This window comes from Noviherbaspirillum denitrificans, from assembly GCF_002211445.1.
In the GTDB taxonomy this organism is placed as follows: domain Bacteria; phylum Pseudomonadota; class Gammaproteobacteria; order Burkholderiales; family Burkholderiaceae_D; genus Noviherbaspirillum; species Noviherbaspirillum denitrificans.
Genome location: NZ_LSTO01000023.1, coordinates 1 through 10,055, shown reverse-complemented (window position 1 = coordinate 10,055; position 10,055 = coordinate 1). Strand labels below are relative to the sequence as shown.

Below are 10,055 nucleotides of genomic sequence, written 5' to 3'. Positions count from 1 at the left end.
TTGCCCGGCATCTCGCGCACCGCGTTCGACGACATCGGCACGCGCCCGGTAGGCCGCGGCTCCATCTTCTTCGACAACGTTCGCATCCCCGCCAGCTACATGCTTGGCGAGGAAGGCAAGGGTTTTATCCAGGTCATGCAGGGTTTTGACTACAGCCGCGCGCTGATCGGTCTGCAATGCATGGGGGTGGCACGCGCGTCGCTCGACGAAACATGGAAGTACATCCATGAACGCGAAGCCTTCGGCAAGCCGATCGGCGAGTTCCAGGGCGTGACCTTTCCGCTGGCCGAAGCCGAAACCTGGTACGAGGCTTGCCGCGCCCTGTGCCTGCGCACCCTCTGGCTGAAGGACAACGATCTCCCGCATACGTCAGAAGCGGCGATGTGCAAATGGTGGGCGCCCAAGCTGGCATGCGAAATCATTCATCAGTGCCTGCTCACGCATGGACATGGGGGCTATGGCAGCGACTATGCATTCGGCCAGCGCTACCGTGACGTGATGGGACTGCAGATCGGCGACGGCACGGCCAACATCATGAAGATGATTATTGCCCGCCAAAAGGCCGCCGCGCACAAGCAGTGAACGTAGCGGCCGGCGCCCAAAAAGCACCTGAGCGCTTGACCGAAACAATCACGAATCAAACCGGCAAGCGCAGCACACACCCTATTCACGCCCTGACTCTCGTCCGGGCGCAGACGGGCATCGCCGCGATCCCGGCCTGAGCGCGGCATGCATATTGCGGAGGAGACACATGTCAAACGAAATAAAACCATCGACGGCGCCCGCATCCACGACCATTCTCGAAACGACCAACCTGGTCAAGGAGTTTCGGGGATTCGTTGCGGTCAACGGGGTCAACCTGAAAGTCCGGCGGGGCGATATCCATGCATTGATCGGTCCGAACGGTGCCGGAAAAACGACCTGCTTCAACCTGCTGACCAAGTTCCTGACGCCCAGCAGCGGCACTATCCGCTTCAACGGCCAGGACATCACGCACGAACCACCGCAGAAAATCGCGCGGATGGGTGTGGTGCGCTCATTCCAGATCTCGGCAGTATTCCCGCACCTCACGGTGCTGGAAAACGTTCGCATTGCACTGCAGCGCAAGCTTGGCACCAGCTTTCATTTCTGGAAGTCCGAAAGGACGCTCGACCAGCTTAACGGCCAGGCAATGGCGTTGCTCGAATCGGTCGGCCTGGAACGCTATGCCGCCATGGTGACCGTGGAAATGCCGTATGGACGCAAACGCGCACTGGAAATCGCCACGACCCTCGCCCTCGATCCGGAACTCATGCTGCTCGACGAACCCACCCAAGGCATGGGGCATGAAGACGTCGACCGTGTCATGGAGCTGATCAAGAAAGTGTCGGCCAACCGCACCATCCTGATGGTGGAACACAACATGAAAGTCGTGTCGGGCATCTGCGATGCGATTACCGTGCTGGCGCGCGGTTCCATCCTCGCGGAGGGCGACTATGCCAGGGTATCCGGCGATCCTGCGGTGATCGAAGCCTACATGGGTTCGGATGCCACGGAACTCGCGTCGCCAGTGGAGGCGGCGGCATGAGCGCAACCGAATACCTACGGGTCTCGGACCTGCACGCCTTCTATGGCGAATCGCACATCCTGCATGGCATCGACTTCTCCGTCCGCCGCGGCGAATGCATCAGCCTGCTTGGTAGAAATGGCGCCGGCCGTACGACGACACTGCGGGCATTGATGGGACTGACGGGAAAGCGCACCGGTTCGATCATGCTGAACGGGCGCGAAGTCATCAACATGCCACCACACCGGATCGCCCAGCTCGGCGTGGGCTACTGCCCGGAGGAGCGCGGGATCTATTCGAGCCTGAGCTGCGAGGAGAACCTGCTGCTGCCGCCCGTGGTCGGCAGCGGGGGCATGAGCATCGAGGAACTGTATGAGATGTTCCCCAACCTCAAGGACCGACGGCATAGCCAGGGCACGCGCCTGTCCGGCGGCGAACAGCAGATGCTGGCCATGGCGCGCATTCTCCGGACCGGCGCACGGCTGCTGCTGCTCGATGAAATCTCGGAGGGGCTGGCGCCGGTCATCGTGCAAAAGCTTGCCGACATCATCCGGCAGCTCAAGCAAAGGGACTACACCATCGTCCTGGTCGAACAGAACTTCCTTTTTGCCGCGCCGCTGGCCGACCGCATGCTGGTCGTCGAACACGGGCAGATCGTCGCCGAGATTGCGCAGCACGAGCTGAAGGACAAGCTCGCCTACCTGAACGAGGTACTGGGCGTATGACGCACTTTCACTTCACGACGGCCGCTTGCCTTCCCTGCCCTGATTTCCTACGGAGTGTCGCCTCATGACTGATCTGTTCGGTGTTCCCCTTCCCGCATTGATGAGCCAGCTTGTGCTCGGACTCGTCAACGGCTCTTTCTATGCATTGCTTAGCCTGGGTCTTGCCGTCATCTTCGGCATGCTCAACATCATCAACTTTTCCCATGGTGTGCTGTACATGATGGGAGCGCTCTTCACCTGGATGGCGCTGGAGTATCTCGGCATCGGCTACTGGTGGTCGCTGCTGCTGGCCCCATTGTGCGTGGCGCTGATCGGCATCGTCATCGAGCGTCTCCTGTTGCAATGGCTGTACCAGCTGGATCATCTCTACGGCCTGCTGCTGACATTTGGCCTGGCACTGATCATCGAGGGCTTCTTCCGCTATCTGTACGGCGTGGCCGGCCAACCGTATTCCATCCCGGACGAACTTGCAGGTGCGCTCAATCTCGGCTTCATGTTCCTGCCGAAATACCGCGCCTGGGTGATTGGCGCTTCGATTGCCGTCTGCCTGTTCACCTGGTTCATGATCGAAAAGACGCGCCTGGGCGGCTATCTCCGCGCCGCAACCGAAAATCCGCGACTGACACAGGCGTTCGGCATCAACGTGCCGATCATCGTCATGCTCACTTATGGGTTCGGCGTCGGCCTGGCCGGACTGGCCGGGGTACTCGCCGCGCCGGCAACGCAGATCGGGCCGCTGATGGGCTCCAACATGATCATCGTCGTGTTCGCCGTCGTCGTGATCGGTGGAATGGGCTCCATCCTTGGCTCGGTCGTCACCGGACTCGGGCTTGGCCTGGTCGAAGGGCTGGCCAAGGTCGCCTATCCGGAAGCCAGCGCCACCGTTGTATTCCTCGTCATGGCCATCGTCCTGATGTTCCGCCCGGCGGGCATCTTCGGGAGGGAAAAATAATGCAACTCAAATCATCGACACTGGCTTACCTGGTGTCTTTCGTCCTGCTGCTCGTGGCGCCGGCCTTCCTGTATCCGGTCCTGGTGATGAAAGTCCTGTGCTTCGCGTTATTCGCCTGCGCATTCAATCTGCTGCTTGGCTATACCGGCCTGCTGTCCTTTGGCCACGCGATCTTTCTTGGCACTGCCGGCTATGTAGCGGGCCATGCGGTCAAGGTGTGGGCGCTGCCGGCGCTGGCCGGCATCGCCGTGGGCATGCTCAGCGCCGCCATCCTCGGCTGGCTGGTTGGCCTGCTCGCCATCCGCAGGCAAGGCATCTATTTCGCGATGATTACGCTGGCGCTGGCGCAATTGATGTTCTTTGTCTTCCTGCAAGCGCCTTTTACAGGGGGCGAGGACGGACTGCAAAGCGTGCCGCGCGGCAGCTTGCTCGGACTGGACCTGGCGAACGATATCAACATGTATTACCTCGTCGTCGTCCTGTTCGCGGGTTCTTTCTGGCTGATTCACCGCACCGTGCATTCGCCATTCGGGCAGATCCTCAAGGCGATCCGGGAAAACGAGCCGCGCGCCACTTCGCTCGGGTATGACGTGGCCCGTTACAAGCTGGTGGCATTTGTCCTGTCGGCAGCGATTGCGGGACTGGCAGGCGCCACGAAGACGCTGGTGTTCTCCTTCGTCACATTGACCGACGCGCACTGGCATACCTCGGGCGAAGTCGTCCTCATGACCCTGTTGGGCGGCGTCGGCACGGTGCTCGGCCCGGTGCTCGGCGCAACCATTGTCGTCGCCCTGCAGAACCTGCTTGCAGACAAGGTTGGCTCGCTGGTGACTGTGATCATGGGCATCATCTTCGTCGTCTGTGTGCTTGCGTTCCGGCGCGGCATCGTCGGCGAAGCGGTGGCGCTCTATCACAGGATGCTTGGCGAGAAGGTCCGCTAACGTTAGCCCATGGAGGAAAACACAGATGAATTCCTATTCCTGCTCGATGGCCGATGCGTTTTCCCGCGTGATGAACGCGAGGCGATCGGTCCGCGCCTACCTGCCCGACCCGGTTGACACCGCGTTGATCGAAGACATCCTCAAGTCGGCGCAGCGCGCACCATCAGGCAATAACATCCAGCCCTGGCGTGTCCACGTGCTCACCGGCGATGTGCGCCGGCAGGTGGTCGATGCCGTCCGCACGGCGTTCGATGCGGCGGATGGCAGCCACCAGTCCGAGTATCACTACTATCCTTCCGAGTTCTTCGACCCGTACCTGGCACGGCGTAGAAAAGTCGGTTGGGACTTGTACAACCAGCTCGGCATCCGCAAGGGCGACAGCGAACGCATGCACGCGCAGCACCGGAAAAACTTTACCTTCCTCGGCGCTCCCGTCGGCCTGATGTTCACCATCGACCGGCGCATGCGCCAGGGTAGCTGGCTTGACTACGGCATGTTCCTGCAAAGCGTGATGCTTGCCGCCAGAGCCCGCGGCCTTGCGACTTGCGCGCAGGCGGCATGGAACGATTACCACCGCATCATCAGCGACATCCTCCAATTCGCTCCGCAGGAACAACTGGTCTGCGGCATGTCCCTCGGTTACGCCGATCCCCACGCGCCGGAAAACGCCGTGGATACGGAACGGGCGGCTCTCGAGGAATTCGTGGTCTTTCACGAACAGCACGCGACTTCCCGCGTATCCGAACCACAACTTGCCGGAGAAGACGCATGAACGTCGTGCCAGGGCAGTTCCGGGGCTGATTTCGCATCAGCCCCGGCGCATTGCCGCGCAGGGATGTCCAGACACACGGGCAGAGGGCCCGGAAAAAGCTGTGCCTGATCCGCTTTGCGGAGGGGCATGGAAAAGTGCTGCCGTGACAAAGACGAGAACGGCAGCTTATTCAGTGCAGTACCAACATTCCACTTCAGGGAGACAAGATGAGAACGAAGATGATGGCAGCAACCACCATGGCGGCATTGACGGCGATGGCAGGGACGGCATTTGCGCAGACGAATGTCAGCATTTATGGCGTCGCCGACGTCGCGTTTGTCGCGGAAAGCGGGGGTGCCGCCGGATCGGTAAAGAAACTGACCAGTGGCGTAGGATCGGGATCGCGTCTCGGGTTCAAGGGTAGCGAAGACCTTGGCGGCGGCCTGTCCGCACTGTTCCTTCTGGAAAACGGCTTCAACATGGACACGGGCACGCTCGGCCAGGGCGGATTATTGTTCGGACGTCAGGCGTATATGGGCCTGTCCGGCGGCTTCGGCACGGCGACTTTCGGCCGCCAGTACACCCCGCAGTTCATGACGGTACTCACCGCCGACCCGTTCGGCACCGGCTCCGCCGGCAATGCCCCGAACATCCTGCCTCTGACCGGCAGCGGCAGCCGCATGGACAACACGTTCAAGTACGTGACACCGAATTTCAGCGGCCTGACGGGCGAATTGGCATATGGATTCGGCGAAGTGGCCGGCGACACCTCCGCTACCCGCCAGCTTGGCGCTGCGGTCAACTATACCGGAGGCCCATTGACCGTGCGACTGGGTCATCACAACCGCAATAACGACACCGCAACCGTGAAGAATACCGAGAGCGGAAAGAACACGCTGCTGGCTGCGACCTACGACTTCGGCATGGCCAAGGCATACTTTGCCTATGGCGTTAACAAGGGTCCCAACAGCGGACCGCTGCGCAACGCTGCCAATCCGTATGGCAGTGCCGTCGCTCCCAGGCCGAGCACCGACAGCCGGGACGTTCTGCTCGGCGTGCTGGTTCCCTTCGGAACCAATCGCGTCATGGCATCGTACATCCGCAAGGATGACAAGACAGCATTCAACCAGGATGCGAATCAGCTCGCAGTCGGATACTTCTACGGCCTGTCGAAGCGTACGGACCTGTATGCCGTCTATGCGCGCATCGATAACAAGAATGGCGCCGGCTACACCGTCGGCGGCGCGATTGAGCCAGGTTCCGGCAACAAGGCGCTCAACCTCGGTATTCGCCATACCTTCTGATTGCAAAAGGTGAGGTGTGGCGTTGTCGGCTTGTTTGCCGCTCCGAACAACGCCACGCCCAAGGTTTGAACTTTGCTTGATGTCTCCATGGCTGTGCTACCAGCCATTTTCCCGGGCCGATGAATCGGCCTGGGCTTTTCAGAGTGTCGTTTGAAAGGAATCCCGATGTCTACCCATACGGTTTCTCACGGCCGGCTCGCCGGGCGATGCGCATTGATCACCGGTGCAGGCGGCCCCATGGGCCAGGCCATCGCGCTGCGCTTCGCCGCCGAAGGCGCCGCATTGCTGCTGACCGACATTTCAGGAAACCGGCTCGTCGAAACCGTCGAACGTATCCGCGCCGCGTACCCCGCCGCACACCTTGAGAGCTTTCGCGCGAATGTACTTGATGCCGGCGAAGTCGATGCCCTGCTCGGCGCTGCCACTTCCCTTCCCCCAATCGATGTATTGATCAACGTGGTCGGCGGATTGCGCGGGGCGATGTATGCGTCGCTGCTTGAGATTGACGACGAGCGCTGGCAACAGACCATGGACCTGAACCTGCGCGCGACACTGCTGCTGACGCGCCGCCTCGTGCCTGGCATGCGAGAACGCGGTTACGGCCGGATCGTGAACTTCAGCTCGATTTCGTATGCCGGAGAAAAGGGACAGAGCGACTACGCCGCCGCAAAAGCCGCCGTCGTCGCGTTGACGCGCAGCCTCGCGATGGAGCTGGCGCCGGAAATCAATATCAATTGCGTTGCGCCCGGCTTGATCGAAACATCGGTCATGGAGCGCATGGAGACGGCGGTGGTGGACAGCTTTCGCAATGCCTGCGCGCTCAAGCGCCTGGGAAAACCGGAAGAGATCGCACAGGCCGTCCTCTTCCTCGCCAGTGAAGAAGCGAGCTATATCACCGGCGAGGTCCTGCGCGTATCCGGCGGACGCTGGCCGTCGCTGTAATCAATCGGAAATTTTGCAACAAGCGTAGACATCATGAACCAGACACTATTGGAACAATTCGGCCCTCGCGAGGTAATGGAATATGACGTAGTCATCGTCGGTGGCGGCCCTGCCGGCCTGTCCGCCGCCATTCGGCTGAAGCAGCTTGCTGCCGACAAGGACGCGGAACTGTCTGTCTGCGTGCTGGAAAAAGGCAGCGAGGTCGGCGCACATATCCTGTCTGGCGCGGTCATGGATCCGATCGCGATGAACGAATTGTTCCCCGACTGGAAAGAGCGCGGCGCGCCGCTCACCACCGAAGTCAGCGAAGACCGCTTCCTGTTCCTGACCGAGACTGGCAGTACCAAGGCGCCCAACTGGCTGCTGCCGGGCTGCTTCCAGAACCATGGCAACTATGTCATTTCCCTCGGCAATGTGGTGCGCTGGCTCGGCGCGCAAGCCGAAGCGCTCGGTGTCGAAATCTTTCCGGGCTTCGCAGCAGCGGAAGTGCTGTATCACGAGGACGGGTCGGTGAAAGGCGTTGCTACCGGCAACATGGGTGTCGACCGCAACGGGAATGCCACGGATGCTTTTCAGCTTGGTATGGAACTGCATGCAAAGTACACGCTGTTTGCCGAAGGTGCCCGCGGGCACCTGGGAAAGCAAGTCATCGCAAGGTTCGCACTGGATGCGGGCAAGGATCCGCAAACCTATGCCATCGGTCTCAAGGAACTGTGGGAGATCGATCCGGCCCGTCACCAGCCCGGTCTGGTGATCCACACGGCAGGCTGGCCGCTCGACGGCGATACCTACGGCGGGTCGTTCCTGTATCACCTCGAGAACAACCAGGTGGCGGTCGGCTATGTCGTCGGACTCGCCTATCAGAACCCCTATCTGTCGCCCTACGAGGAATTCCAGCGCTACAAGACGCATCCGGAGATCCGTCGTTTCCTTGAAGGCGGAAAGCGGATTTCCTATGGTGCGCGAGCCATTACTGCGGGCGGCTTGCAATCCCTGCCTAAACTCACCTTCCCGGGCGGTGCCTTGATCGGTTGCGATGCCGGCCTCCTGAATGCGTCGCGCATCAAAGGCAGTCATGCCGCAATGAAGTCCGGGATGCTTGCCGCAGAGGCCTTGTTCAGCGCGCTCCAGGCCAATCGTCAGAACGATGAACCCGCCGCCTACGGGCAGGCATTCGAGCAGTCATGGCTGCATCAGGAGTTGCACAAGGCGCGCAACTTCAAGCCATGGATGAGCAAGGGGTTGTATGCCGGAAGTCTGATGGTTGGTATCGACCAGATCGTATTCCGTGGCAAGGCGCCGTGGACACTGCGCCACCAGCATGCCGACCATGAATGCCTGAAACCGGCGTCGATGTCTCAACCGATCGCGTATCCGAAACCGGACGGCAGGCTCAGCTTTGACCGGCTTTCATCGGTCTTTATTTCCAATACCAACCATAGCGAAGACCAGCCCGTGCACTTGACCTTGAAGGATGCGCGTGTGCCGCTGTCGGTCAATCTCGTAGAGTATGGCGGCCCCGAATCCCGCTACTGCCCGGCCGGCGTATACGAATTCATCAAGCCGGACAATGGAGACGAACAACTACAGATCAATGCGCAAAACTGCCTGCACTGCAAGACCTGCGACATCAAGGATCCGACGCAGAACATTGTCTGGGTCACGCCGGAAGGTGGCGGCGGACCGAATTATCCGAATATGTAACTTTTCTCAATAAACCAGATTTTTCTTAAACAGAACTACCTATTGAAAATGGCAGGCAGGGAACCTCCCCTGCCTGCCCCTCTTCGTCTTACGCCGTCACATCAGCGACTGCAAGCGCGGTCATGTTCACGATACGGCGCGTCGTCGCCGCCGGATTGAGGATGTGCACCGGCTTGGCCGCGCCGAGCAGGATCGGCCCCACCGTCACGCCGTGGCCGCCCGTGATCTTGAGCAGGTTGAAGGCGATGTTGGCTGCATCCAGCGTCGGCATCACGAGCAGGTTGGCGCTGCCGGCGAGCGTGGCTTGCGGCAGGAAGTGGCGGCGTACCTCTTCCGACAGTGCGGCGTCGCCCTGGATTTCGCCTTCCACTTCGAGTTGCGGCGCCACGCGCGCGAGGATGTCGCGAGCGGCGCGCATCTTGCGGGCCGAGGGACGCGTGGAGGAGCCGAACATCGAGTGCGACAGCAGCGCGACTTTCGGCTGCAGGCCGAAGCGCAGTATTTCCTGCGCGGCGAGCTGGGTGATGGCCGCCAGGTCTTCCGCGCTGGGATCGTCGTTCACATAGGTATCGGTGATGAACAGCGTGTACTTTTCCAGCATCAGCGCATTCATCGTCGCGAACACGCTCGCCCCAGGCGCCAGGCCGATCACGTCGCGCACGTGCTCGAGGTGGGCGTCGAAGCGGCCGACCGTGCCGCACAGCATCGCGTCCGCATCGCCCATGTGCACGAGCATCGTGCCGATCAGGGTGTTGGAGCGGCGCAGCGCGGTCTTGGCCATGTCGGGCGTGATGCCGTCGCGGCCGCGCAGCACGTGGTAGGCCTCGTGGTAGCTGCGATAGCGCGGGTCTTCTTCCGGATTGACGATCTCGAAGTCGACGCCGGCTTTCAGGCGCAGGCCGGCCTTCTGCACGCGCATTTCGATGACGTGCGGGCGGCCGATCAGGATCGGCCGGGCGAGGCCTTCGTCGACCACCGTCTGCACCGCGCGCAGCACGCGCTCTTCTTCGCCTTCGGCATAGGCGACGCGCTTGGGTGCGGCCTTGGCTGCGCTGAACACCGGCTTCATGATCAGGCCGGTGTGGTAGACCAGCTGGGACAGTTGCTGGCGGTAGGCTTCGAGGTTGGCGATCGGGCGCGTCGCGACGCCGGATTCGGCGGCGGCTTTCGCAACCGCCGGCGCGATCTTC

10 protein-coding genes are annotated in these 10,055 nt (G+C 61.2%); 9 read left to right on the top strand and 1 reads right to left on the bottom strand.

Going from position 1 to position 10,055, the window contains the following annotated elements:
* The 9 genes from AYR66_RS27610 to AYR66_RS27570 form a co-directional block, all read left to right on the top strand.
* On the top strand, positions 1 to 582 hold a 582-nt coding region (locus tag AYR66_RS27610; RefSeq protein WP_272938386.1), incomplete at its 5' end, for an acyl-CoA dehydrogenase family protein.
* A gap of 169 nt (positions 583 to 751) precedes the next feature.
* Entirely contained in the window at positions 752 to 1,567 is an 816-nt protein-coding gene (locus AYR66_RS27605) for an ABC transporter ATP-binding protein (RefSeq protein WP_088710736.1), read from the top strand.
* On the top strand, positions 1,564 to 2,271 hold the full coding sequence (locus tag AYR66_RS27600) for an ABC transporter ATP-binding protein (protein ID WP_088710735.1): 708 nt from the start codon (positions 1,564 to 1,566) through the stop codon (positions 2,269 to 2,271). Before AYR66_RS27605 ends, AYR66_RS27600 begins: the two co-directional genes overlap by 4 nt.
* Before the next feature lie 64 nt (positions 2,272 to 2,335).
* Positions 2,336 to 3,223: a branched-chain amino acid ABC transporter permease gene (locus AYR66_RS27595; RefSeq protein WP_088710734.1), complete on the top strand. Its 888-nt coding sequence runs from the start codon at positions 2,336 to 2,338 to the stop codon at positions 3,221 to 3,223.
* Positions 3,223 to 4,164 (top strand): branched-chain amino acid ABC transporter permease, encoded by a 942-nt coding sequence (locus AYR66_RS27590; protein ID WP_088710733.1) that lies wholly within the window; start codon positions 3,223 to 3,225, stop codon positions 4,162 to 4,164. Before AYR66_RS27595 ends, AYR66_RS27590 begins: the two co-directional genes overlap by 1 nt.
* A gap of 25 nt (positions 4,165 to 4,189) precedes the next feature.
* On the top strand, positions 4,190 to 4,936 hold the full coding sequence (locus tag AYR66_RS27585) for a nitroreductase (RefSeq protein WP_088710732.1): 747 nt from the start codon (positions 4,190 to 4,192) through the stop codon (positions 4,934 to 4,936).
* A gap of 206 nt (positions 4,937 to 5,142) precedes the next feature.
* On the top strand, positions 5,143 to 6,219 hold the full coding sequence (locus AYR66_RS27580; protein WP_088710731.1) for a porin: 1,077 nt from the start codon (positions 5,143 to 5,145) through the stop codon (positions 6,217 to 6,219).
* A gap of 165 nt (positions 6,220 to 6,384) precedes the next feature.
* Positions 6,385 to 7,161, top strand: a complete 777-nt coding sequence (locus tag AYR66_RS27575; RefSeq protein ID WP_088710730.1) for an SDR family NAD(P)-dependent oxidoreductase — start codon at positions 6,385 to 6,387, stop codon at positions 7,159 to 7,161.
* Between the two features lie 33 nt (positions 7,162 to 7,194).
* Entirely contained in the window at positions 7,195 to 8,865 is a 1,671-nt protein-coding gene (locus AYR66_RS27570) for an electron transfer flavoprotein-ubiquinone oxidoreductase (protein ID WP_088710729.1), read from the top strand.
* An 88-nt stretch (positions 8,866 to 8,953) separates the two neighbouring features.
* Here the strand turns inward: AYR66_RS27570 and AYR66_RS27565 are convergent.
* The coding region (locus AYR66_RS27565; protein WP_272938385.1) for a phosphate acyltransferase at positions 8,954 to 10,055 on the bottom strand (1,102 nt) is incomplete at its 5' end.